General features: G+C 45.1%; 25 protein-coding genes. 24 read left to right on the forward strand and 1 reads right to left on the reverse strand.

What is annotated here, in order from left to right; genetic code table 11:
• The first annotated feature begins 26 nt into the window (after window positions 1-26).
• The 12 genes from OK025_RS21870 to OK025_RS21925 all read left to right on the forward strand — a co-directional run bounded on the left by OK025_RS21870 (window position 27) and on the right by OK025_RS21925 (window position 10975).
• Window positions 27-548: a hypothetical protein gene (locus OK025_RS21870; protein WP_317666843.1), complete on the forward strand. Its 522-nt coding sequence runs from the start codon at window positions 27-29 to the stop codon at window positions 546-548.
• A 711-nt stretch (window positions 549-1259) separates the two neighbouring features.
• Window positions 1260-1814 carry a hypothetical protein gene (locus tag OK025_RS21875; RefSeq protein ID WP_317666844.1) on the forward strand — a complete coding sequence of 185 codons (555 nt, stop codon included), beginning with the start codon at window positions 1260-1262 and terminating at the stop codon, window positions 1812-1814.
• The gene (locus tag OK025_RS21880; RefSeq protein WP_317666845.1) at window positions 1811-2221 is read left to right on the forward strand and encodes a hypothetical protein; all 411 of its coding nucleotides are present in this window, start codon (window positions 1811-1813) and stop codon (window positions 2219-2221) included. The genes OK025_RS21875 and OK025_RS21880 overlap by 4 nt, the downstream gene beginning before the upstream one ends.
• Window positions 2222-2289: 68 nt before the next feature.
• A complete protein-coding gene (locus OK025_RS21885) occupies window positions 2290-3204 on the forward strand; it encodes a S49 family peptidase (protein ID WP_317666846.1) in 915 nt (304 codons plus the stop codon).
• Window positions 3205-3215: 11 nt separating this feature from the next.
• On the forward strand, window positions 3216-4748 hold the full coding sequence (locus OK025_RS21890) for a hypothetical protein (protein WP_317666847.1): 1533 nt from the start codon (window positions 3216-3218) through the stop codon (window positions 4746-4748).
• 79 nt (window positions 4749-4827) lie between these two features.
• Window positions 4828-5379 carry a hypothetical protein gene (locus OK025_RS21895; RefSeq protein ID WP_317666848.1) on the forward strand — a complete coding sequence of 184 codons (552 nt, stop codon included), beginning with the start codon at window positions 4828-4830 and terminating at the stop codon, window positions 5377-5379.
• Between the two features lie 79 nt (window positions 5380-5458).
• Window positions 5459-6592: a hypothetical protein gene (locus OK025_RS21900; protein WP_317666849.1), complete on the forward strand. Its 1134-nt coding sequence runs from the start codon at window positions 5459-5461 to the stop codon at window positions 6590-6592.
• The gene (locus OK025_RS21905) at window positions 6592-7140 is read left to right on the forward strand and encodes an N-acetylmuramoyl-L-alanine amidase (protein ID WP_317666850.1); all 549 of its coding nucleotides are present in this window, start codon (window positions 6592-6594) and stop codon (window positions 7138-7140) included. Before OK025_RS21900 ends, OK025_RS21905 begins: the two co-directional genes overlap by 1 nt.
• A 3-nt stretch (window positions 7141-7143) precedes the next feature.
• Window positions 7144-7959, forward strand: coding sequence for a hypothetical protein (locus OK025_RS21910; RefSeq protein ID WP_317666851.1), 816 nt, complete (start codon window positions 7144-7146; stop codon window positions 7957-7959).
• Between the two features lie 51 nt (window positions 7960-8010).
• Entirely contained in the window at window positions 8011-8214 is a 204-nt protein-coding gene (locus tag OK025_RS21915) for a hypothetical protein (RefSeq protein ID WP_317666852.1), read from the forward strand.
• Between the two features lie 60 nt (window positions 8215-8274).
• Window positions 8275-9216, forward strand: coding sequence for a hypothetical protein (locus tag OK025_RS21920; protein WP_317666853.1), 942 nt, complete (start codon window positions 8275-8277; stop codon window positions 9214-9216).
• Complete coding sequence (locus OK025_RS21925) at window positions 9209-10975, forward strand: hypothetical protein (RefSeq protein WP_317666854.1); 1767 nt, start codon at window positions 9209-9211, stop codon at window positions 10973-10975. The genes OK025_RS21920 and OK025_RS21925 overlap by 8 nt, the downstream gene beginning before the upstream one ends.
• A gap of 35 nt (window positions 10976-11010) precedes the next feature.
• Here OK025_RS21925 and OK025_RS21930 read toward each other — a convergent pair whose 3' ends face one another.
• Window positions 11011-12228 (reverse strand): AbiH family protein, encoded by a 1218-nt coding sequence (locus OK025_RS21930; RefSeq protein WP_317666855.1) that lies wholly within the window; start codon window positions 12226-12228, stop codon window positions 11011-11013.
• 112 nt (window positions 12229-12340) lie between these two features.
• Here OK025_RS21930 and OK025_RS21935 point away from each other — a divergent pair, with 112 nt between their 5' ends.
• From OK025_RS21935 to OK025_RS21990, 12 genes are all read left to right on the forward strand, one after another.
• Window positions 12341-12613 carry a hypothetical protein gene (locus OK025_RS21935; protein ID WP_317666856.1) on the forward strand — a complete coding sequence of 91 codons (273 nt, stop codon included), beginning with the start codon at window positions 12341-12343 and terminating at the stop codon, window positions 12611-12613.
• Between the two features lie 7 nt (window positions 12614-12620).
• The gene (locus tag OK025_RS21940; RefSeq protein ID WP_317666857.1) at window positions 12621-14066 is read left to right on the forward strand and encodes a hypothetical protein; all 1446 of its coding nucleotides are present in this window, start codon (window positions 12621-12623) and stop codon (window positions 14064-14066) included.
• A 4-nt stretch (window positions 14067-14070) separates the two neighbouring features.
• Window positions 14071-15015 carry a DUF6712 family protein gene (locus OK025_RS21945; RefSeq protein ID WP_317666858.1) on the forward strand — a complete coding sequence of 315 codons (945 nt, stop codon included), beginning with the start codon at window positions 14071-14073 and terminating at the stop codon, window positions 15013-15015.
• 9 nt (window positions 15016-15024) lie between these two features.
• The gene (locus tag OK025_RS21950; RefSeq protein WP_317666859.1) at window positions 15025-15927 is read left to right on the forward strand and encodes a hypothetical protein; all 903 of its coding nucleotides are present in this window, start codon (window positions 15025-15027) and stop codon (window positions 15925-15927) included.
• On the forward strand, window positions 15924-16349 hold the full coding sequence (locus tag OK025_RS21955; RefSeq protein ID WP_317666860.1) for a hypothetical protein: 426 nt from the start codon (window positions 15924-15926) through the stop codon (window positions 16347-16349). Before OK025_RS21950 ends, OK025_RS21955 begins: the two co-directional genes overlap by 4 nt.
• A 109-nt stretch (window positions 16350-16458) precedes the next feature.
• Window positions 16459-16731, forward strand: coding sequence for a hypothetical protein (locus OK025_RS21960; protein WP_317666861.1), 273 nt, complete (start codon window positions 16459-16461; stop codon window positions 16729-16731).
• A gap of 356 nt (window positions 16732-17087) precedes the next feature.
• A complete protein-coding gene (locus OK025_RS21965; protein WP_317666862.1) occupies window positions 17088-17468 on the forward strand; it encodes a hypothetical protein in 381 nt (126 codons plus the stop codon).
• A gap of 5 nt (window positions 17469-17473) precedes the next feature.
• Complete coding sequence (locus OK025_RS21970) at window positions 17474-22039, forward strand: phage tail tape measure protein (protein WP_317666863.1); 4566 nt, start codon at window positions 17474-17476, stop codon at window positions 22037-22039.
• A gap of 58 nt (window positions 22040-22097) precedes the next feature.
• A complete protein-coding gene (locus OK025_RS21975) occupies window positions 22098-23924 on the forward strand; it encodes a hypothetical protein (protein ID WP_317666864.1) in 1827 nt (608 codons plus the stop codon).
• Window positions 23925-23981: 57 nt separating this feature from the next.
• Window positions 23982-24278, forward strand: a complete 297-nt coding sequence (locus tag OK025_RS21980; RefSeq protein ID WP_317666865.1) for a hypothetical protein — start codon at window positions 23982-23984, stop codon at window positions 24276-24278.
• On the forward strand, window positions 24275-24961 hold the full coding sequence (locus tag OK025_RS21985) for a hypothetical protein (RefSeq protein ID WP_317666866.1): 687 nt from the start codon (window positions 24275-24277) through the stop codon (window positions 24959-24961). Before OK025_RS21980 ends, OK025_RS21985 begins: the two co-directional genes overlap by 4 nt.
• Window positions 24962-24964: 3 nt before the next feature.
• Window positions 24965-26020: a hypothetical protein gene (locus OK025_RS21990; protein ID WP_317666867.1), complete on the forward strand. Its 1056-nt coding sequence runs from the start codon at window positions 24965-24967 to the stop codon at window positions 26018-26020.
• Window positions 26021-26024: the final 4 nt, after the last annotated feature.

The raw sequence follows: 26024 nt of genomic DNA on the forward strand, positions 1-26024 counted from the left end.
ACTAAATATATTAGCATTTTTGCAAGATGGAAATATTGGAATTGTCGTACAAAGGAAAGGATCTGCAAATACCCTTCGAGGTCGATCCAGACAGCCAGGGGAAAAATATTCAAGATTATAAGCTATTCGGAAAGAATGGCCAAACGTATATTGTTCGTCAGGACTTTATGAAATGGAATCTGATCAAAGGGAAATTACCAATAGACCTGTCCAATGCAATTATTGATCAACTCGTACTAAAATATGAGAAACACTTACTGGCGCTGTGTTACTATGGCGACGAGCGGCAGATCCTGTCTATTTCAAACCTTGAATTTATGGGCCATGATTATGCGTATCATCTTATGCTAAATAGAAGCGATCTAGGATATCTAACTTGGAGTGCTGCATACGGGTGGAAGATTGACACCCGGCTCAAATTTAAAGGCCAGTGGATCACAATGGCTGAACTGGATATAATTATTGACAGCATCGAAAAAGGTGAAATCCCCTGGCTTAAAAGGCTGCCACAGGCACAGGCCATAAACTCCCCTCTCACCCCCTCCTAAGTACTGTAACCCTGTAACAGTGTAACTGTTTCAAAACCGCCCGCCCCTTCCAAGTCCCAGTCACATCTTCATCCCTCGATCAAGCGTCCGCGCTTCGCGGTTACGCTTGATCATTACCCCCTGCGCCCCCCTTATCCATAAAAAGAGGAATTAAACTGTAACCAGTCTTTAGAGTTACACTATTTAATTAAACACGATAATAAGGGGGCGACGGGGGAAAATTGTTTAAATGCGCGAAATAGCCGAAAATCTTCAAAAAAAATGAAGCACTAAAAGTATACTATTTACTTGTAACTTTGTAACTAACTTATAAAAATAGAATATAATAATATTAATTTATAAATAGTTAAGTTGGTTACAGTAAACTAAAACTTTAATGTAACAAAAGTTACATCGTTACAAAAGTTTTGTAACCGTCGTTCCGACCGATAAGGTACCTCCCTGCCACTGCCTAGCTGTTACAAAATGAAATACCCCCGGTTACAAAATGATTTTTCACACTGCCTTTTCCTATCGCACGATCAAGGCGGTTTATACAGCTGTTACAAAAACACAAAAGTTTCGTGCACTTTTTTAGAGAGCCAAAAGTTTTACCGGAATAAAAACAGGATCGGGATTTACCCAAAAGAAAATTTAAAAAAATTTCACACAGCGTTTAAGATTTTCAATCTTAATTTGTGTTATATTTGTACAAACCAGCACATTAACTATATGTACGTAAAGTGTAACATTAAATCAGAACTTTTCCGAAATTACCTCAACTTCCATTTTGCCAACGTCGACGGACGCTTTGAACTCTTCCGGTCAATCCCCCTGGCCCGGTTTATTATTTCCCACCTCAGATTTTCAGAAACAAAACCACCCTACGAAGACAGCGACCAAACGGTTGTTTTCAAATTGCCAAAAACTTCGCAGCTCCCCAGCATACAGAGCCAGTTTGCCTATTTCACTGCGCAGGATATGGTTCAGATCGAAGACCATATCAAAGAAGTTTACAATATTGATTTTCAGTCATACTATTACTGGTCGATCAATCATGGCCTACAGCAGAAACAGGCTATCCAAAATTTCATCATCACCCGTAAGCTGATCAACAAGCTGGGCGATATAGACACGCTCAAAAAGTTTGAGTACAGGCAGGAAAAGAAACGGCTGGAAACCCTGACAAGGAAATTTATCAATCAGGTCGTCTACCAAAACCGGATAATTCAGGAGTCTATCAACAAATACAATCACACACTAAACAGCAAACAGAAACTACGATGAACCCAAACCTAACCCCGATCTACCGAATGAAATTCATACCGGCACACCTGGTAACAGATTATATGGAATATACCGACGGTACCGCCGAGATCAAGACATTTGAATACCTACGCCCCATAAGCTTTGCCACAGGATCCCAATCTTTCCAGTCAACGTCAAAACCCAGCAAGGCAGGCCAGCTTTTCAGTAGCACGATATCAACAACTTTACGCGAGGCCATCGGCTACATTGGCCCCGTCATTGTGCTGATACAATTGTGTGACGGAAAAATTCTGGTCTTCGGAAACCCCGACATACCGATCTATTTTAACCATTCTCATACGGATCAGTCACGGGCTTTTCAGGTCGATTATGACAGTGACAAACCGCTTTTACAATTAAAGAATACTGACTTATTTAACGATTAGGGGTTCCCAAAACGTCCTTTATCAGCCCCCCTCAAAGGGCAACCTTTGCATAGATCACACCTCTACCTATGCAAAGAAAACTACACGCCAACTGGCGGGCACTGTACCAAGAAGAATTATTGCGGGGGCAATTCCTTATCCATTCCAACCTAGCCGCTGGAATTCCCTCGCAATTGCTTTCCCTGATCCAAGGGAAAGACCAGGAAACAACCAACGAGTCTGACCTTCATATCGACGTCCGTTCCTATGATTACGACGGGAACGAATACGAAGACTTTGGCGGATCTGAATCAAAGCAGACCGTTGTTGCCGTTATCCCGATCAAAGGCACCATGTACAAATATGGCTCATGGCGTACCTATGGCGCCTTGGACATTGCCGAAATCATTATCGAAGCGGCAGGCATGGAAAACGTGTCGGCCATTGTTTTGGATATCGACAGCGGCGGAGGATCCACGGCCGCAATCCCTCCCCTAAAAGATGCCATCCTATACGCTAAATCCCTGGGCAAAATAGTTGTTGCCCACGGCGACATGACCTGTTCTGCCGCTTACTGGATAGCATCCCTATGCAATTACATCTTTGTCAACAACAACCTGACCTCTACCTACGGATCAATCGGTGTTATGATCTCATTTGCCGATTACAAACCCTATTTCGAGCAGATGGGCGTGGTCTTCCATGAGATCTACGCCGACGAATCCGACCAGAAAAACAAAGTTTTCATCGAAGCCGAACAGGGCAAATACGAGCTTATCAAAAAGGAAATGCTTTCGCCCCTGGCTGTAGCCTTTCAGGAAGAGATCAGGGCCAACCGTTCCGGAAAGCTCGTCGCAGCCACAGACGGGATCCTCTCCGGAAAAACATTCACCGGGGCCACTATCGTGGAAATCGGGCTGGCAGATGAAGTGGGCAACCTGTCCATGGCCATCAAATACGCCGCTAACCAATCAATCGCACAAGACTTTACAAATAATTTTTAACCAACCAACCTATGAAGTTATCATTCAAACAGACCGTCTCCATGGTCATGGGATTTTTGAAAATCTCCGCTTTTACGGACAAAAAGCTGACCGCTGAGCAGGCTGAATCCCTAAAGGCCGCATTCGGCGAAAAGTTCGCCAGTAAATTCTCCACCGCCATCGCTGAACAGACAGACGATGAGCAGGCAAACGAAGATGCCCATGCTGAAGGATTGTACGAAGCAATCACAGCCCATTTTGCAGCAGCTACAGAATCAGCAACCTCTACCATTGCCGCACAGTTAGCCGAAGCAATCGCACAGAACAATCTTAAAGATGGTCAGATCGCATTGTTGAAGGCTGAATCCGAAACTGATCCATTCCCAATTTCAGGTCAAGGTCAGGGATGGAAAGGAAAAGAAGGTGTCGCAAAGGTTCTATCTGTTGCCCGCAAGGTAGCGCACTATGCTACTGTATTCGCGTCCATTGCATTGGGTCAGGGTACCGTTGTAGCTGGTACAAAAACAATCGACGTAGACAATCTACGCACGGAATTTGGTACTTTTTTAAGCCAAAATCAGACAAACGTTGCCATTACGGCGCAGATCTTCAAAGGATTCTCTTCTGCATCCGAGTTCCGCACAGTACCTGCTGTCACCGAATATCAGGCGATCCAGTCACAGATCAATAGCGTTTCACAACAGTTCTCTGCCAAATGGACACCATCCGGGGAGACCAAGTTCACGCCATTAAAGATCCAAAATTACCGTCACAAGATCAACGTCGCGATCATTCCTGCCGATGTCTTGGATTCGTATATCTTCCATTTATACGACGAAGGCTTGGCACCGGATCAGATGCCGATTACCAAATACATCTGGCATTCCCTTGTCTTCCCTAAGCTATTGGAAGATATCGAATACCGGATGATCTTCAAAGGCAAGTATGTAGCCAATTCGACTACGTTACGCCCGGAAGATTCGATGAACGGTATCGAACAGATCCTTGTGGATGAAAAAGCAAGCGGTACCTCACGCATCAATTTCTTTGGTCAGGACATCGACTGGACGACAGCGACTGACAAGCAGGTTGTTGATTTTATCAATGCCTTTGCTGATGCTGTGGACGATGATCTGACGATCTCTAAAATCTACACGTCCAAGTTTGTCAAAAAGCGTTACCAACGCGCCTATGAAAACCTTTATGGTGCCAATAACAAAGTCGTAGGCGGCCTTAACCAGACGGCAGAGGTCGACTTCGTGAACATGAGCCTGCACGAGCTCAAAGGCATGGGCAATTCGCCGATCATTTTCGCTACCACCCCCGGCAACATGGTCAAGCTGCGTCACAAGAACGAAGCCCCTAACGTCATCAACGACGTACAGAAAAACGGCTACGAAGTCCGCCTGTTCGGCGAGTACTGGTTAGGCGTCGGATTCGAGATTGCCGAATTGGTATTTGCGTACGTTCCTGCCAACTACAATCCGCAGGTAGGACTTAAACCTTCCAAGCAGTTCCCTGACGGCACACAGCCGGAAGATGACGAAGCATCTGACGGATTATAAACCTCATAGCTAGGCTTTCGGGCCTAGCTTATCTACCTAACCCAAATCAACAAGAAACAAAACCTTAAAACCAATCAAGATGGCATACAAACCAGTATCGATCGCAAAGGGCGCAGGATCGCCCGGGGCTCCCACGGCCAAGGATCCTAATATTATCGCAATCAGAACCCGTGACATCCTTTCAATGCCTGCCCGTTCGGGTGTCAAAATCACCGAGAACATCACCCTCAAGCCGGGAGCACAGGCCATAGGCATCTATCTAACGCCGTCGACAATCTCCCGTAACGACAACAGTGAGGGCGATCCGGACAAAGAAGGATGGATCCAGAATGTTGCTGGCGCACATCCCGGGGACTCTATTGAGATCAACGAATTCGAGCAGGCCAACATCGGTGAAGACTTTGTCCTGATCACACGCGAATGCAGCGAGACCGCCAGCGTCAAGGTACACGGATCACTATGCGCACCTATGAAACTTGTCGTAGAAGGACAAGACAACAACGAGGGTGTGGCGCATACCCTGACATGGAAATCCGCGTTGCGTACTTCTGAAAAATCAGCATTCTACACAAGTACAATTCCAGCACTGGCACCTATTGCCGGGGATGGATCGTCTGATGATGGCTTATAGAACCTACTAATCATTAATTAACCCAAACCGAAAGGGGCTCAAACCCGAGCCCCTTTTTCTTTAAAACACCATGTATACAATGGAAAATCTGACCGAAAAAGAAAAAGCAATATACGAAGCGATCAAAGCTGGTTTTTTAACCGTAGATACCATCACGGCAGCTACGGAAATGAAAAAAGCATCTGTGGCAACCTTGGTCAATTCGCTCGCAAAAAAAAGACTGATCAATAAATCGGAAGGCGGCACGATATCGCTGACAGATCCTGGCAGCCAGCCGGAAGAAAAAGGGGAAACAAAACCCGCTGCCGATAAAAAAGAAAATCAGGAAAACGGCACACCAGCACCTCTTAAAGCCTTAACCACAGATGCTATTTTAATGGACTGGCCTCATGAGAAGGACAATTTGCCGCCGATGGATGAACGTTTGGATCCGGATAAACCTACATTGATCATTCCCTATTATAAGGGCGGAGCTGTATCGACCGAGCTTAAACTGGCTCTGCGCACCTGGGCGAAACATTTTGGCGATATCAACGTCGTGATTGTTGGTGACAGCGAAGACTGGTTTTCTGATCATGTTATCCATATCCAGCACAATGGCCACCAGGTGATCAGACAATGCAATGGCTGCGCGGCTCCACAGACAGAACAGCATCCGCAGGCTGACAGCACGCACAAATTGTTTTCCGCTATTGCCCTGCTCGATATCAAAGGCCCTGTGATCCTTTCAAATGATGATATTTTCCTTTTGCGCGATGTGACATTGGATGATATCGCAAGTCCGAAGTATTTTGGAGACCTAAAGGATGCTGCAGAGAAAAAAACTACCCGGTTTAACGAAGCCCAGCTAAATACCGCATGGATCTTAGAGCAGCTTGGAAATACGACCGTCCGTTACGGGACACACACACCTGTCTTACTCGATGCTGAAAAAGTATTGGAGGTTATCGAAACCTACAACGCGACAGAGGTTGGCCTGCTATTCACCTCGCTCTATTTTAATACCCACACCCCGGAAGGCGAACTGACCAAGATCACGGGCGGAACAGAAGACAAGATCCTCGCATCTATATACCGTCCAGACATCAGTCAGGACGTGCTGGATAAAGTCCGGGGCGAAAGGCTGTTCATGAACTGCAACGATAAAGGCTGGCCATCTGTCCGCAAGCTTCTGCGCTCTGATTTTTCTGAAAAATCAAAATACGAGATCTAATGAAAACAATTTTTATTACTGCCGGGCACCACAACAGGGACAGTGGCGCCGTTGGAAACGGATATCAGGAAAACATCCTGACCAAAGAACTGCGCGATCTGATCACCGCTAAATTGCGCGAAATAGCCTGCCTGAAAATCTGGAATGACGATGATAACGACACCTTGTCGCAGGTCATCACCAAGATAAACAAAGTCGCTACTACAGACGATTTCCTTTTGGAGATCCATTTTGATTTTGCGGAACGCATTTCAGCATCCGGCACGACTGCACTTGTCGCGGCTGGCGCACGTGAAAAGTCGAAGGATTTTGCAAGGCAGTTAGCTGGAGATGTCTCAGCTATTGTGGGCATCACAAACCGGGGCGTTAAGGACGAAACGGAATCTAACCGTGGAAGGCTCGGAATTCTACATACAAAAGCATCGTCTTGTCTATTGGAGATCGCCTTTATTTCCAACCGTTCGGATATGGAAAAATATCAGCAGTACAAGGGATCCCTCGCACTGGCTATTGCAACCACGATACGTGATACCCTGCTAAAATACTGACCGATGACACCATCGTTTTTAATTTACAACTGGCTGAACACTGGCTCCGATCCACAGATCGGGGTTCAGCTGTTCAATACGTATATCAATCCTGATCCTGTTGTTAAAAAGATATTCGACAAAGATCCGGCAGCACATCTGCATATCCTGAAAATTGCGCTTTCGGCTTTTATGGACAGACAGCTTGCAGGGCAGCCTGTAAACCTGATAATGGGTGATCATCAACAACTATCCGAGAAGCTGGAAAGTTTGCAGGCCGAAAACGACGAACTGACCTATATCAATGAGGAACTGCAGGAACAGAATATTGAACTTGAAGATCAGGTAAACAGCAGTCAGGAAAACAGCAAAAAGAAAACGATCGGTCTGCGCGAGCAATTCCCGTTTCTCGCGGAAAGCGACTGTCCGAACGAACTGAAGATACTGGCGGCTGACAAGATTACGGCATATCATAAAGTGATCGAATACTATAATGCGATCGATGAGTGTACCACGGATGATCAGCTAGTTTCTGCCGTGAGCAGCCTTGTGCATTGGTATAAGGTAAACCATAAGATCAAAAAGGAATTTATCCATTACAAAAACAATAAAACCTTACTTGGAAAGCATGAGATTTTTGTCGAGTACCGGAATCTTGAAGACCTGAAAAAGCTGTCTCCCCTACAGCTGGCTGACCTGAAATCGCAGACCGAAAATAATATCAGGCACCTTGAAAAACAGATCAAAAAAAATGACCGCCCCGATCTGCTTATCCGACGGGAGGAAAAATTGCGCGGCTACCGGATGAAATTGGATGCGATCATTGCATTGCTGAAATAGCCCTACGGAATTCCGTAAAATTTGGTACAATTTCGATCCTATCTTTAATTCATGAAAATTACACTACCGGAACATATTATTCCAATGCTCGAAGCGGCAAAGGAAGAATGCCTAGCCATTATGGGCATCTATCACAAATATGATGTTCATATCGATGGGATCACTGTAACCCTGACTCCCAAAGAAGGCAACACGGAATCCGTTCAGGACGCTTTTGCCCTCGGGTGGTATATGCGGGAATACAACAGCTATTGAACTGCTTGTAACACGTCCCATGTCCTTTAAATGCCCCTAAATCAGGGGCATTTTTGTTTCATGGAAATCTACCTCAACCTAATACACCTAACTGACGAGGAATGGGAAAAGCTAGAAGTACTCTCTGCGCTGGAATACTCAAACAGGCGTATCGCGGAATATTTCAATCTTTCGGTCGATGTGTTTGACCGGGAAGCGAGCAATCCAAATTCCAAAGTAGCTACCCACCTGCGGATCGGAAGGGAAAAACAGGATATCGACGAACGCTTTGCCCTATATAACCTGGCCAAAGGAAGCGGCAAGGAAGCCGTTTCGGCACAGAAACAGATTTTTGAGGTCAAGCGGACAAAAGCTTTCAAAATATCCAAGCTGGATATCATAGGCGGTTTTGATAATGACGGTATGCTCGAACGGCTGATGGACTATGTTCAGTCCGGAGAGCTCAAGGATGTGACCGTTGAAGAGCAGATCTATATCGACGCCCTGCGTTTTATCAAGGATATGGACGCCCAGTACGGGCAGCGTGCCACGATCAAATATATTATCGATGTGCTCAAGCTAAAGGCGCAAAGGGCGCAGGAAATGTATTCGGAAGCGCTGAACCTGTTTTACTCCGACAACAACGTGACTAAACAGGCACTGCGTAATAAGTACGCAGCAATGATCGAATCAGCAGCTATCGTCGTCCGTGAGAATGCATTGACCCCGGTTGATCTGAAGATCCACTCGGAAATGATCATGCAGGTAGCGAAATTGCGGGAACTCGACAAAGCGGATCCGGAAAAAATTCCAAACGAACTATACCTTAAACCTGTCCGGGTGCTTACGCTCGACGCAACCAAGGCCAAACTTCCGCCAATCAACAGGCAGATCCTTGCGGCTGAAATCGACCTGCTGGAACTTCCCGAAGCCATAAAGGCCGATCTACGGCAGGATGCCCTCATCGAAGACCCGAATATACCTGTCAAACTTGACCGAATATTAGCCAATAACAATGAGTAAGCCCAAATCAACCAAATACCGTCCAAAGATCAACGAATCATATAAGGATGCCAATGTGGCGTTCATGAACTGGCTTTCGCAGATGTGCACCATGATCATGCCCAAGCGGTTTGCGGCAGTACTGGGGCGCGGATCGGCTAAAACGACAGACATCATAGCCGAACGTCTTATTGAAATGGCTTACGATATGCCGGGCGCTCCTATCGCTTGGGTAGCCGATACCTATTCCAACCTGCAAAAAAACGTATTGCCTTCCATTATGGAAGGTTTGGAACGCAAAGGGTACAAAGAGGGCGTTCATTATATACTCGGGAAGGAACCGCCAAAATTCAAACAGTCCGAACTTGAGGGACTGGATCCATCCATCCGCGAGCATTTTTGGAAACCGTACAACAAGCTGGCGACCTACAAACACACGCTGATCTTTTTCACAGGTCTCAACATCACTTTCGGATCCCTTGACAAACCGGCATCCCTTGCCGGACGTTCCTACGTCCACGTCATCGGTGACGAGGTGAAATATTTTCCCGAAGCCAAAATCGAAAACATCCTTCGCGCCAACCGGGGCTATGCGGTGAAGTATGCACATTCTGTTTTTTACCTTGGACAGACCTTTACCACGGACATGCCAAATACAGGCCGTATAGGTGAATACGACTGGATATTGAAGCAAGGTAAGAAAATGGATAAAGAGGGCATCCTGCGCGTTCTAAAGACCGCTATGGTGTACAATGAATGTGTACAGGAACGTTTGTACTACCAGGCGAAAGGCGATAAGGAAGAAACGGCCAAAAAACTACGGACAGAATTGCGCTGGCTGGAAATGTGGAAGACGGTCCGTAAACATAAGTCCGCGCATAATTTCTTTTGGACAGCCTCTTCCCTTGTCAACATTGATATCCTTACTCCTGACTGGTTTATTGATGCCATCAATACGGATCTAGGGGATCCCGAAGTATCCGTGCTTGGATTAAGGCCACAGCTTTCATCGGGTGAACGCTTCTACGCCAATATTTCGTCGGATCACTTTTACGATGACGGGCTGAACCCACGCTATGACTTTGGTATTGCTGAAATGCCGGATTGCCGCGAACTGAAATATCTTGACCGCAATAAGGCTATCGACCTGGGCATGGACTTCGGTAACATGATATCTATGTCAATCGCACAGGCAAACAGCAAAGATTACAGGATCCTGAAATTTATACACACCCTTTCGCCTAACTGGATCCCGGAGATCGCAAAAGAGTTCCTGACCTACTTTAAAACCCAAAAAGAAAAGACGATCAATCTTTACTATGACAGGGCCGCCAACAACTACAAGGAAGCTGGAGTCGATCTTGCATCGGCGATGAAAAAAGCCTTGGAATACGAAGCTGACGGCAAGACAAAAACAGGCTGGAAGGTAAATTTAATGTCGCTCAATCAGGGCAATATCGGCCAGTTTGAGGAATTTGTGTTTATGCAGGAACTATTGAGCGGATCCAATCCGAAACTGCCAAAGGTGATGATCGACCGATTCCAGTGCAAATTTCTTAAAGCTTCGATTGAAGGGGCTAAAACGAAGATTGTGCAGAATTCCAAAGGCCAGTCGATCACAGCCAAGGATAAGTCGTCGGAAAAATTGGAGCTGGAACGCTTGCCGCTGGAATCTACCAACGCATCTGATAGTTTTAAATACCTGATGATGCGAAGATTATGGCGAAATATCGTACGGGTCAAGCCAAAATCGTCGGTTATGAGTTCAACTGTAAGGTAGTTATGTTCCCGACATCGATGTCGGGGACATCTACTTTATTTTGTGGTTAAATCAGGATTAAAAGGCTGTAGTATTTTTCTTAACTTAACTTTATCGTTAAAATTACGGGCAATATTGTATGCTGTGGTTAAATACGAATTAATTCCACTATAATGGTAAACGTGGATTTTTTTACAAGCATCATTTTCAAAGAGCATATTTAGTAATGTTCGATCAGTGGTACTACATGAATGCCCGATTACATAAATTTCGTAATCACCGTTGGCAATAAAGCCTAGCAGCTGCTGATACTTCTCATTTCTAAAATAGTGAAACGATTTAAGAGGCACCAGCCAATCATCATCATACAAAGATTCTATTTCTGAATAAATTTCTTTATTCTCGTCCCCTACACCAAAAACGATATTATCAGTATCGGAATTTAAATGACCATGAATATATAGGGTTTCACTTTGTGTAAACTGATCTTCCAGATGATCCTTAAACACTTTGACAATTTCGCTTTCAAAGTAGGTTGTATAATTAAAATTTAAAAAGAGAACTTGCCTTTCGACATCCTTATAACTGTATGTCATAATATTATCGCCACGATATACAAACCCACCATCAGCGGTGTAAGAAGCCCCCCAATCATTGTGATGGCTCAAAATTAAATCTGCTTTATATTTAGAAGGCGTATTATGCAACTTCAAATATTCTATAAGCATTGATTTAAGAAGATATATAGACTTGTTGAGATCTCTGATTCTTGCCAATGATTGTCCATAGAGTCGGCTACCTTTCCTGTTAATAAGTATCTCAGTGCGCTTCTCGGATAGATTATGATGCTCTTTTAGCATAATCCGATTAATTTCATATTCTATTCCACTCCAGTCGGCATCTTGACATCCCATAAAAAGATTTAAGCAAAAATCTCCTTTAGGTTCAATTTTAAGCATTAAACCTTCTGTCAGTTCTTTAAAGTCATTTAATCCTTTAGAGTAAGTGGGATTATTTAAAAAGTCTAGAATATCGCCCGATTGGTAAATTTGTTCAATCATATCCGGGATACTGTTGATACTCACAAAATGAGGACTTTTGTAAAATTGAATATTAATACAATCATCATAATAAACAGTCTTTTCAATCGCTTTTAAGCAGCATTCTTTAAGGTACCATTTTATAAAATCAATATACCTTGTTGGTAAACCATGGGCAAGATCAAATCCATTCCCGATTAAGAAAATTTTGTTTCTTCTTTCTGTTAATATCATAGCTAATTTTTATTGAGAATTGAAAATATCGAAATTCTTTGGCTAAAAAAAGTGTCCTTTATCACTCTTTAATTTAAAATGATCTTTGACAGACATTTAACCCAATATACATTTGACAACATACGAAGCCATAAAAGAAATGCGCAGACTGACGAAAGACGGGAAATCGTTTTCTTTCGTCTTTGTGTCATTTGATGAAACCCGGAACACCTCGCAGGGCATGATCGAAGTACCCAGTGCACGTCTCCGAAATCGCGGGGTATTGAAATACAATCAAAACGCAGAGATGCAGGAAGAATATATCAACCTCGATACCAACGAACCGAGACGATTTTGGCACTGTAACCTGCGTTCTTTTAATGGGCAAAAACTGACGATAATCTAAACCACCTATGAAAACAACCAACCGAAAGAAAAACCGATCAGATATTCCAAAATCTATTGCGCAGCCAGCAGCACAGGTAGGCAAAGCAGGCATCCGGCCATCTTATCAGCGGATCGGAAAGGATTCCGCAGCCATTCAAACCGGGGGAAAGGTCTACACCGTTTCCATGTCTTCCTTTTCAAGCAATTTTTCACAGCTGTTTGATAGCTCCAATTGGGAAATGGCCCCTCAGATGGTCAATGGCGTGAAGATCGTTTCCCATGGGGCAAACAACGACCTCCCGGAGATTGTCAGGGATATCATGGCGGAAAACAACCTGGCACCGGGTATCTTGGAAAGGCAGATCGGCCTTTTGTATGCGAACGGTCCGGGGCTGTACCGCCTGAATTATGACAATGGTCAGATTACACGGGAATATCTGTACGACAAACAGATACATGATTGGCTAAAAACATGGGACTGGCGCAGATTTTTAGATATGGCACTTGTTGAATACAAGCATCTTAAAGGGTTTTATGTAAAGTCTTACAGAAACAAGGCAAGCCGTATCGGGGAACGTGGTTTTATCAATAGCCTACAGGTTGTGCCCGGTACCGATGCGCGTCTGGGATGGCCCGAGTTCGGAGCGGCACGCTTGGAAAATGTAAAGACAATCTATGTAGGTGACTTTTTCAATAACATTTTAGGGACTGGACTTACAGCCTATCCGGTATTCAGTCCGAACGAGCCGTTCCGCTATGGTGTGTCCATGTCCTACCATAACACCTACTCTTTTGCCTATCGCTTTTATTCGGTTCCTTCGTTTTTCGGTACGTTCAAATGGTTATGGCGGTCTTCGGAAATCCCGGATATTCTTAAATATCTTGGTAAAAATGGCATATCAGCTGCCTTTCATATCCACAGTCCGCAGGGGTACTGGGAATCAAAGCGCCTGAAACTCGAAGAGCAGCATCAGGGAAAGACCGCTGAAGAAATCGAAGAATTGCTCCAAGATCTTAAAGATCAGCTGTTCGGTGATATTTCAGCAGCTCTCGCAGGAAATGAGAATGCGGGAAAGTTTATCGAAACGGTCGATTTTTATGACGATGAGGGAAACCTTTGTCAATGGAAAATCGAAGCCATAGACCAAAAGATCGGCGATTTTATCGAAGCACAGCTGGAAGTCGGAAAGCAGGCGGACAGTGCGTCCACATCCGGTATGGGATTACACCCTTCCCTAGCCAACATAATCATCCCGGGACAGCTCGGATCCGGTTCACAGATGCTCTATGCCCTGAAATTATTCTGGGCTGCCGAAACAGCGATCCCCGAATCGGTGATCTTTGAAGCGATAAACCGCGCAATTGCAGCGAACTGGCCGGAAAAAGAAGGCATTCAGATGGGTTTTTACCGTCCTATTGTCGAAAAGGAAGATAATGTCAGTTCCAAAGACCGTTTAACCAATAACATCTAATCCAATGAAACTACTTATAAATGCCTCTCCTGAACTGCGCCGATTATCGGGTACTTTCTCGGCAAATATCAATTTTGAACGCGTCCAAACCGATGTACTTTTGGCCAGTGAGAAAGTAATTCTGCTGATCGGACAGCCGATCTACGATAAGGCTCTTGTTATCCTTGAAAAGGGCGATATCGCTACAGACGAAGAAAAGAAGCTTTTACAGCATATACAGCTGCCCATTGCAGTACATGCCACATACCAATATTATCAGGGCAACAACCTTGGGCACGATGAAAATGGACGTAAGTCAAAAGTTGACCGGGAAAACGAAGCGCAGGCATGGCAATGGCAGATCGACCGGGACGATGAAGCCGCTTTCCGCAAATACCGGGAATCGCTCGACCGTCTTGTCAGGCATCTGGACAGAACCGAAGATCCGGACTGGATCGATACTGAACTGCGGCACAGCTCGCGTGAACTGTTCCTGAACAACACAACTATTTTCAGCAAGTATTTCTATATAGACGATTCGGCAAGCTTCTATTATTCGCTGGTGCCGCTGATCAATGAGGTGCAGCAATCAAAAATAAAACCTGTTTTGGGGGACGATTACAACCTGATCCTGAAAAATTTTCAGGAAGACACGACGTCCAGCGATATGGATGGGCAGCTTCCCCTGATCCAAAAAGCGCTGGCGCTGTATTCAATGGCTTTGGCGGTCAAAAGGTTTGCACTCAAAGTGATGCCGGAAGGTGTCGTTCAACAGTACAAGACCTACGAGCAGGGACTGACCAGCAGTAATATTGCCCAGCAGCCTGCCATTGAATGGTATATGCTCTATTTATCACGTGATGCTGATAAGGCGCTTGATGACCTCCGTAAATTCCGTTCTAAATCGACTTTTGTCGCCCCTCTGATACCGAAGAATGATCCAAGCAACAAATATGCACGCACATCCTAAAAATCAATTATGCATACCCTAGAAATACCCGAAGCAAATAAAAAGATCGAACTGCCTTCCAGCTGGAACGAATGTACAACCGACCAGGTAATGGATATCGTCAGCGAAGCGTTTTTGGTGATGAACGGTGACCAAAAGATCGAAGACTTTACCCGGCGTACATTCTGCAGGCTGACTGGTTTAAAATCTAACGTCAGCTATCAGTTTAAGCGGCGTTTGGGCACTACGCACCGTCAGGATGAAATGCTTTGTATATTGGCTGCACAATTGTGCTTATGGCCGTTCAGGGTAAAAAAGGAAAACGGACAGAAAATGTACGAGTTCCAGTTTGACACCTTTGTGAATTTTTTCAGGGAAATTACTGTCGGGAAACAAAGCATTTATGGCCCTGAAGATCTTTTGCAGGATATCACTTTTTCTGAATTCCAGTGGGCCAATAACTATTTTAAGGAACACGACAGGTGCAACAAGGAAAATGATTTCGAGGGCGCAATGGACAGCCTCGACCAGTTCGTCGCATGCTTTTACCGCCCGGGAACAAAAGGCAAACGTTCGCCTTTCGATCACGGATCTTTAGGTGGAACCCTTCCGCTGATTGCAAAAATTCCTTATATCAAAAAATTCTGTATACTACTGTGGTACAGCTACTGTGTACAGGTTATCCAAACAACGCCTTTAGAAATCCAAGGTATTGAAATAGATTTTTCTATCCTCTTCCCGAAACCTACAAAGGCGGAACTGCTTGGATTGGAAAAACGAAAACAGGGCCTTGGATGGCAGGGTACTTTATTCGATATCGCAGAAAGCGGCGTATTCGGAAATATCGAACAGACCGAGCAGACATCCCTCTTTACCATACTGGTCTATATGTACAAAAAACAGATCGAAAACCTAAAAGCATCCCAAAAATGAAAATAAGAGACTTCGAAAATCTATGTAAAAAGCTCAAGGCGATCACGGCCGCAAAGGATTATTGCCGCTGTGCGCATGATGGCCATGCTGTTAACAGGCTTGCAGACCGCGAGGGTTTACAGATAGCCTGTGTCATGCCCCAGAAGGGATTTTCAGGCGGTACCGATAGCTACAAGACCCATGATACGTTTATCATCTATGCACTGGAAAAAGACGACAGCGGACAGACCCCGGAGTCTGAACTTGAGCCGTACGAACGCACAGAAGATGCGATCTTCAAGATTTTCCACTACCTCACCGAAGGGGAACGCCCCGGGGCCTGCCTGCCCTTTCCCAATATCAACGTAAAAGGGATAACCATCGATCCGGAATATAGGGAATTTGGCGGCTGGAACGGTTATTCAATTACAGTTTCAGTTTAATTAAAATTCATTTATAATTATAAATGAATTATTTATAAATTTGAATGTTCATTTTGTAATCCCTGCCGTGTTCGTTTTTGGCGCGGTAGGATTTTAAATAATCCAGCCTATGTCATCACTGAAAAAACTAAAAGCAAAACAGAAGAAAAAACCAGTTTCCAATGCGCTTAAACTTGTGCTATTTTTCAATAAACTTGAAAAACAGAATTTGATCGAGTTTAAAAATAACGCCGTCTACATTTACCGTGTTTTGCTGACATTGGGAGATAAGCCACAACTGTTCGAACAGAATCTCTATTCTTACGCAGTATCAACAGGTTTTATAAAACGGGGCGATCAGCTCAAAATAATTGATATCGAAACCGACGCAGTCATAAAATAAAATACCGAAACAAACCACACTAGCTGAACGCCGATACCACAATCGGCGTTTTTTTATGCCCTTTACTACCGAGTTCAGCCTGAAAAGTACCGAAAAACAGCCTGTTTTACGGATCAAAAAAACGTAAACACCTGAAAACAAGCAAAATTTTCCTGTTTCAAAAAATTCGAAATTTGCCCTCCACAGAATCTGCCCAGCCGCCCAGAGAATTTTTTACCCCCCTAAAAAAAGGCCTTTTTTAAGGATATATGACAAAAACCGCCTTTAAACTGCTTTAATCAGCGATTTCACCCCCGTGTCCTTTAGCAGCGCCCCGTTAACGATGACCTTTGAGGCATCAACCTACATCTACACCTATGTCACAGCTAAAGAAGCTATTCATCCGCGGGGTACTGGAAGAGGAAGGCAGACGCTACCTGTCCAATCAGGGGCGCGAGATCCGCGCTAAGCTCCACTTTCACACACGCCGATTATTCAACGACCGTACGATGAATGTCGTAAGCGCAAGTAACAGGTATCAGGGCAAACTGATCATCACCTTCCCGAACTACCTGCGCCTGCTGGATGCCCGTCGTAACGTGAAGGACCGTTCTGGCAAACGTTCGCGCAAGGGTTACCAGCTCTACAACAAGTTTGCAATGGGCCACTACTATGCGATAGCCCACCGACTGCAGAATGACTTCACCGATGATGTAGCGCTCAACCTGCGCAGGCAATGGCAACAATCTAACCCCTAATATCAATGGCATCTAACCAATTAAAGAACGAGGATCTCGTCCTCAACATCATCGTAAACGGCAATAGCGCGCAGTCCGAGATCGGACGGCTTAGCCGGGCGATGGTAGATAATAAGAATAAACTCAAGGCGGCCAAGAGTGAGATGCAGTTACTCGAACGGCAGGGACAGACCAACAGCACCCGGTACCGTCAATTACAGCAGGATGTAACTAGGTACAATCAGCTATTGGATGCCTATCGCAATAGGCTCGCACAGGTACGGCAGTCGCTAAGGCTGGAAGACCAGACCATCGGCGATCTGGAAAAGACCTTGAAGCGGTTAACGCAATTGCGTAAGCAGGCTACCCCGGGCTCGGAAACCTACAACCGGCTGACCCAGCAGATGGCTGCCGTCTCATCGCGTCTGGCGGAACTGCGTGGCCAGGTACAGTCAACGGGCGGCATCTTGGCATCTATGCAGAATCAGGTCAAGGCCTATTTCAATAGCTGGGTATCTGGCGCCCTCGCACTTGGGGCAGCTATTTCAGGAATCAAAAAGGCTACCGAGGACTTTGCCAAGTTCGATGACCAGCTGTCCGATGTGATGAAAACGACCAACCTGAACAAGGAAGGTGTCAAGGGGCTGAATGCAGAGCTTGAAAAGATCGAGACACGGACTAAACAGGAAGATCTGCTCGGTCTAGCGCGTATATCCGGTAAGCTGGGATATACCGAAATCAATGATATCGTTGAATTTGTCAGGGCCAATAATCAGCTGGTCGTGGCGCTGAACGAGGATTTGGGCGGCAACGTGGAAGAGACTGTCAATGCTGTCGGTAAGCTGGTCGATATCTTCAAGCTAAAGGATACCCTGTCAACGGAGCAGGCCTTTTTAAAAGTCGGATCCGCCATCAATGAACTGGGTATGGCTTCGACTGCAAACGAAGGCTACATCGTTGATTTTACCAAACGTTTGTCGGGGATTGCCCCCCTTACGGGTATGACCATCCAGCAGGTTATGGGACTGGGTGCAACCCTCGATGCCCTCGGGCAGTCAGAAGAGGTGTCCAGTACTGCCCTGTCCAAGCTGTTCATCAAGATGGCCAGTAACGCGGACGTGTATGCAAAATACGCGGGGCTTAAGCTCAACGAGTTTAAAGACCTCTTAGAGAAAGACTTTATGTCTGCCTTTATCCGCGTTATGGAAGGCGTCAAAAAGAATTCCAACGGCATCAACGAACTGGCGGCCACCTTGGGAGACCTGGGCGAAGACGGCGGGCGTACCATCGGTGTGATCGGTAAACTGTCCGAGAACACGGAAATGCTGACACAGCAGATCAACCTGTCTAACCGGGCTTTTGCGGACGGTACTTCGCTTACACAGGAATACAACGTAAAAAATGAAAACTCTGCTGCTAAACTGGAAATGGCAAGAAAAGAAGTCGCGAAATACTGGCGTGAACTTGGCGAAAAGCTGTTCCCGGTATTGACTTCCGGTATCAACCTGACCACGCTTTTCATCCGTATATTGGGCACCCTCGTCACGTTCATTGCAAATAACATCGGTGTGATCAGCACATTGACAGCAGCTGTCGTGGCCTACTATACAGCCGTTAAAATTCAGACGCAGTGGGAAACGATAGCCACAGCAGTAAAAGGGGCCTTACGGGTGGCAACACTTGCCCTGTCATTGGCATACAACGTGCTTACCGGAAACGCCATGAGGGCCAGGGCCGCACAAAAACTGCTCAACGTTGAACTGGCGCTGAACCCATACGGGCTTGTTGCTGTTGCTGTCGTGGCATTGACAGCCATGATGGTAAAAATGGTCAATAGTATCCATGATGCTAAAGAAGCCCAAAAAATTGTCAATGACGAAATGCAACGGGCCAAGGAGCTTTCCGATAACCTCAAGACATCGACACAGGAACTTTCGGCCGCAATCAATGATTCGTCTTTGACGCGATATGCGCAGAGCAAAGCTTTTGTCGAGCTCCAAAAACTATATCCGGATCTGCTGGAAAATATGAGCCTAGAAGAGTTTCAGGCCAAAGGTGCTGCCGAATCCCTGTTCGAACTGAACAAAGCACGTGAGGAACAGGAAAAGGCGCTTTTAAGAACCAATTACGATCAGGCGATCAGTGAACAGAAACGCTTAAAAGAAGAGTATACAGCCTTGAGCGAGATGATGCGAGCAAACAAAAATGAGGCAATGCCATCCCGATTGATCCGTTTGCTCAACGAGCTGACCGTCGCAGAGGAACGGGTTAAAGAGTATGGTAAAAAGGTAGCTGATTTGGATAAAGCCGAATTTGGTGCTAAACCACTGATCGAACAATTGGCCTATTACAACAAGATCCGTGACGCAATCAAACGTCAGATCGACGAAATGGAGAAACAGGACGGCCTTATCAAGCAGATGAACCGTGGCTGGGATAACTTTCAGAGCCGCGTCAACAGCATTCGTTTGGACAGCCTATACGCCCAGTTAAAAGATGTTGGCCAAAAAATAAACAGTCTCACGCCAAATAAGCCTGAATCGGTAGAAAAGGAAATCAAAACCGTAGGTGACCGCCGTGCCTATCTGGAAAAAAAGCTACAGGAATTAAAAGCTGCGTTTGAAACCCTGAACGAAAAGGATATCGCCGGAAGGCGAAAGAACCTGGCAGAAAGAAAGCGTATTCAGGCGCAACTGGATGCTTTGGACATGAAAGAATCCACAGGAAGCGGCAGCAATAATGCCGCTGAAAAGGCAGCGCGTGCAGCAAACAAAGCCAGGCTCCGGGAGCTTGAAGTGGAGAAAAAGAGTTATCAAGATAAACTTAAGGCAGAGGGACTATTTCAGCGGGATCGAAATTCGCTTACAGCGGATGAACTAGAAAAGCGTGCGAAGATTACGGAAGATCATATCAAACGGGAAAATGACATCAATACAGAATATAATCATTCCCAAAGGGAACAGACCAATAAATATGAGGCGGAACTCGATCGACGTGCCAAAAATGAACGGAAATACCGGGATAAGCTTATTGATAAAACAGATCCGCTCATCCAACAGGAAAACGAAGCTTACGAGCAAAGACTGATCAGCGCGGGGCTATTCGAGGTCAAACGCGAAAATATGACCGAAGAGCAATTGCGCGCAATGGAAGTACTTGAAAATAACCATCAAGTTGCTATAAACAAGATTGATGCAGAAGCGATTGCCCAAAGAACAGATCTACTGCTAAAATCTTCAAAAGAAGAGATTACAGACCTTAAAATCAAACATAACGAGGAACTTAAAGAAGTAACTTCTTTGCAGCAAGCTAAGGAAATTTTAGCCACTAGGCTATCTGTACAAGAACTAAATAAGATTAAAACCCTCGGACAAGCGAAAAAGCTAATAAGAAATCAACAGGATTTAGAAGAGCAGGCAGCACTGAAACGTCATCTTGACGAATTGCTTGAAAAATTACAATTGACTCTTAACAGTGGTCAGATGGATGGAATAAAACTATCTGACAGTATTATTTCAGAAGAAGAAAAGAAAGTATTGCTCGCAAAAATCCGTGAAATTAAAGAACAGCTAGCGGATCTCACGGGTAAGGATCTGACTGAAAACTTAAAAGTAGACGAACGAAGCAAAACGGATCTTCTTGGAATGACCGTCGAAGACTGGGAGAAACTATTTACAAATTTGGATGGTAGCCGAGAAAGTCTTGCTAGAGTCTACGGTGCTGTTGAGGGCTTGATACAAGTATGGTCTCAATACAATTCTTTTGTTGCAGCAGGTGAAAACGCCCAACTTCAAAAGGATGAACAGGCTAATAAAAAGAAAAAATCAAACCTCGATCAGCGTCTAAAAGCCGGAACTATTACGCAAGAGGCATACAATGCACAGGTTGAGAAGCTTGACAAAGACATGGAACATAAAAAGTCCGTAGTTGCCCACAACCAAGCCAAAAGAGAACGAAATGTCGCTTTAATGACAGCAATTGTAAATACAGCGTCTGGAATCACAAAAGCATTCCCTAATCCGTGGTTAATGGCTTTAATAGCTGCTGTTGGAGCTTTGCAAATTGGTACAATTATAAAAACACCCCTACCAGCGATTGAAGGTAAAGAAGAGGGCGGTTATCTGAACGTAACCCGGTCACAGGATGGCCGTAAATTCCGTGCTAAATCTGAACCTGCCAAACGTGGCTATGTTTCGGCGCCTACCGTGATCGTCGGCGAAAGCGGTGATGAGTTTGTCGCCAATAACGATGCCGTAAGAAATCCACAGGTAAGGCCGATACTTGACATCTTGGATATTGCCCAGCGAAACGGCACGATATCCTCCTTAAAAATTAACGACATCATCCGTTCCACGATGCCGGGGCGTGCCAATGGCGGATATGTTTCCAACTCCACGTCAACAGCATCGACGACGGTAATCCAGTCCGGATCCAGTGAAGAGATCACCGCACTGATCGCAGAAGGGAACCGAATCAATGCAGCCCTTCACGAAGTACTGCGAAATGGTGTATCTGTCGCTTTGCTTGGTCCAAATGGCTTCAATGCAAAGCAGGCCGAACTCCAACGCATTCAGAACAATGCCGATTTATAGTGTCCTTTATTAACCTACGATGTACCGCGATTTTTGCGGTACATCTTTATGAATTGTCATGCTGAAGATTTTTAAACAGAACAAACGGTTAACCCTATCCCCTAACATTCAGATCGGCGTGGTCATCGAAAATCCGATGATGGTCGATGAACGCCTTCCGGTGCCTTACACTTTGTCGTTCGAGATCCCCGATACACCCGAAAACCTGCGTGAGTTTGGATATCCGGATCGGTTCGGGGCACATGAGGGCAACAAACTTTTTATGGCCAGCGAATCCCGTATCGAATTCGGTCCTATATCAATATTCCATGGTACATTATCCCTGGTCGAATATGATCAAACGTTAAAGCTGACTTTTAAAGGTGTAGACTTCAATGAGAGCCTGAAAAAAGCCATGTTCGGGAAAGATTTTGGCGAAGTGATTTTTGATGGATCGACATCCCTGTTTGACTGGGAGGATCCTGCAAGCTATTACTATCATTACAAAAACTGGATGAATCCGCTGGCATACAACACACATCCGGATTATGTCGCGGCTCCTATCCATATAAAAACCAATAATTCCGCATTCAGGTGGTTTTATAATCGAACCGATGCGCGTGATCAAGAGTACACTCGAAAGACTACTGTATATCGTGAAATGAAATCGCAGTATCTGAACTGCTTTAACCCGGGTGATCAAAGCTTTTTGTTTCCCGGCAGACCTACCTTTGCCGCCCCCATCTTCCCACTGTTCCGCTTAAAATACCTGATCAATAAGCTTGTTGGCGATAAATTGGAAAACTCTCCATTTGATGCTACAGAAATGCACGACGTACTGGTTCCGACGTTTTACTTCAAGTATTGGGATGAGGTTGAAACTGTGCTCTTGAGCAGCCCTTGGCGCGTAGATCCGGGATACTTAAAATTTGAGGATTATATGCCGAATTTCCCGGCAAACACATTCCTGAAAACTATACTGAATCTATTCTGTATGACGCTTACTGCCCATAAGGGTAATTTCGTCATCACGTCCAACAAGGATATTTTCGCCCGGCCAGTAAAACATAATTGGTCCAAGAAACTAATCGGTAACGCTATACCTACCAGTATCGAAGGACAGATGTATGATTATGGATTTTCGGATCCAAATTATTACAAGCCTGATGAAGAGCAAATAATCAAAACTGTAGCCACCCTTGAAGCCATGCGCGACGCTACCTTTAATCTAGCCGATAATGATGATAGTTATAGCGAACTGTTCTACATCACGGAAACGGAACAGTACTTTGTTAAGTCCGCATTTTATAGCTCCTATCTGTCTGCCGGAAATACGCAATACGAGCTGGTTGTCGATTATGAATTCAAGGGATATAAAGAGGTCACTCCAAAGGAAGAGGTTGCCGATCAGGATAAGTTCAACGCTAAAGCCGACATCAAACAACTGTATCTCCAGCCAGCGATCTATTGGACAGGTCAGGAAGATACCGAGAACAAAAAGTTTTGGATCGTTCCGCGCTGGGATCCGCAGACGCCTACCGATACAAAAAAAACAGCCCGTCAGATCCGCCCTACAGATCTTTCCTTATTGCTTTATGTCGGGGCCAAAACTGTTAACGGGAAAAACTATCCTTTTTTAAGTCCCTATAAAAACGATGCTATTTCGCTTAAATGGGACGGCAACGACGGACTGATCACCAGATACCACCAAGATTTCAAATCATGGATCGAAAAACCAAGGCTTAAGGTCAAGGGATCGTTTTTGCTATCGGCGCTCGATCTGAACAACCCAACTATTACCGATAAAGTCCACGTCAATGGCCGTAATTTTTTTATTGAACGGATTGAATACACGATCCAACATGACCGTATTGATCCGGCCAACGTTGAACTGGTCGAAGTATGATGAATGTCCTTTACCATAAATATTAACCTATGCACCTTTACACCAACAATCAACACGATGACCGAACTAATTAAAACATTATTCCCGCTGCTACTGAAAGGCTTTGCAAAATACTTCAAGCCTACAGTATTCGTGCTATTGGTCATCCTAATCATTTGGCTGATGTCCAACGACCGGGAGGACAAGACCACAAGCGACAAGAACTGCCAAGACCAATTACAGGCCGCGCAGGCTGAACTGTCAGATACCCGAAAGCAGCTATTGCAATATGTCCTGCAGTCGGAACGGCGGCAGCAGAACACAGCCAAAAATGACTCATCACTCCGTAAACAATACCAAAACATAATGCCATGAAAACATTCTTAATCTCAATCATCGTAATCTGTTTGGTTGCAATTGGCATCCAGTTCAACGCTAACAGAGAATTAAAAAAACAGAATATCGAACTGGCGGCACAGCCTGCACAGTCGATCTTTATCCCGGTTATTGATACGATTCGTGACACCACAAAGGGCGAAACGATATTCAAGTTTCGCCCCGTCCAATCAACTTTATCATTGGACCAGTACGTCAGCAAGGGGCTTGCTGACACCTTGGCCGATGCCCTCCGGATCACCAAATCAGAACGGGACAGCTGGATCCGTAAAGCTAAGTCCTACGAAGCTTTTACGGTCGTTTTACAGGATTCGTTGCACGGAATAAAATACAACGACAGCCGTGGCCAATGGGCGCATCTAAAGGATAAGACTTTTGATATCCGCTATAACATCGACTCCAATATTTGGATCCCTAAAGTAAACCTGACAGCCCGAAAGATCGTCTATCCGGAGCGCAAAAACATCTTTCAGCCCTACCAATATAATGCTGCTTGGATCTTTGACGACGACCGTGTCCAGATCAGCAACCTGCAGGACTACACGAAAGTCAAGCAGCCCTCACGCTGGGGCATTTCTGCAATAGCCGGTCCGGTGATCACGCCGTCAGGTCTGACGTATGGATTTGGTCTTGGTTTATCCTATGACATCATTATCCCCTAACCTATGATCACGATCGTTGCACAACCCCAAGAACTTAACTACACATTGAGCCTGCCGCACCTTCTTTATAAGAGCGACCAAGCTTCAACGACTGTAACGTTGTATCGTGGAGCGGTCAAGATCTTGGAAGAAAAGTATTTTCCGTTCGATTCGGAAACGCCGATCGAGCTGGATTTTGATACCCTGATCGACGGCTTACAGACCATTGACTACCCCAAAACCGAAGGTATAATCACACATTCCAATGCGGCTGGAGTCTATAAAATAGTTGTCGCCGATTCGGACGGATCAAAGGAGATCAATTTTACAGCTATGAAAGGATTTCGTAATAACACGGAATTGGACTTGGAATTTTTCTTTTCTACTACCTGGTTAAACGTACCAACCTTGCGCAGATCGGTCCGAACATTTCAGCCCCTGCACCTGACAGCCTTTGCCCGCGCGAAAATCAACATCAAGGTCATTGCGCTATTTGAGGATAAAACCACAGAAACTTTTTCATTTGGGACTATGGTTTCCGGACAGGTGCAGACAGTCGATGTTTCCCCCTACCTGATCCAGCGCCGATCTGCCAAAAAAGTTGTCGAATACGCCGTGTTCGGCGCTGACGATGAGGGCGAACTAATTATGAATAGATGCATCTATGTCATAGATCCGGCCGATATCTATAGCGAAGATTATTTCGTATTCCTTAATCGCATCGGTGGATGGGATAGCATGGCGCTGACCGGACAAAAAACCAATAGCTACAAGAATGTTCCTTCCTTGGCCCTATTCGATAAGCGCACGATAAAATATGCCGACGAGCGTACCCGAACGGCAAAGAAAAACACGGGCTATATTACTAGCCATACTGACCGGATCCTGACTATCGAAATGATCAACAGCGACCAATGCTACCATGTACTTGATGGCGCAGCCAGGCTGATCAACTTCAAGGAACCGACCTTAGACTATATCGACGGATCCCTTAACGAAGTAGATCTGGAATTCACCTACTCCGATCCAAAATTGGCCAATCCACGACTTGAACAACAACCTAACTACCTAACTATTTAAATAC

The organism is Sphingobacterium sp. UGAL515B_05 (assembly GCF_033097525.1).
In the GTDB taxonomy this organism is placed as follows: domain Bacteria; phylum Bacteroidota; class Bacteroidia; order Sphingobacteriales; family Sphingobacteriaceae; genus Sphingobacterium.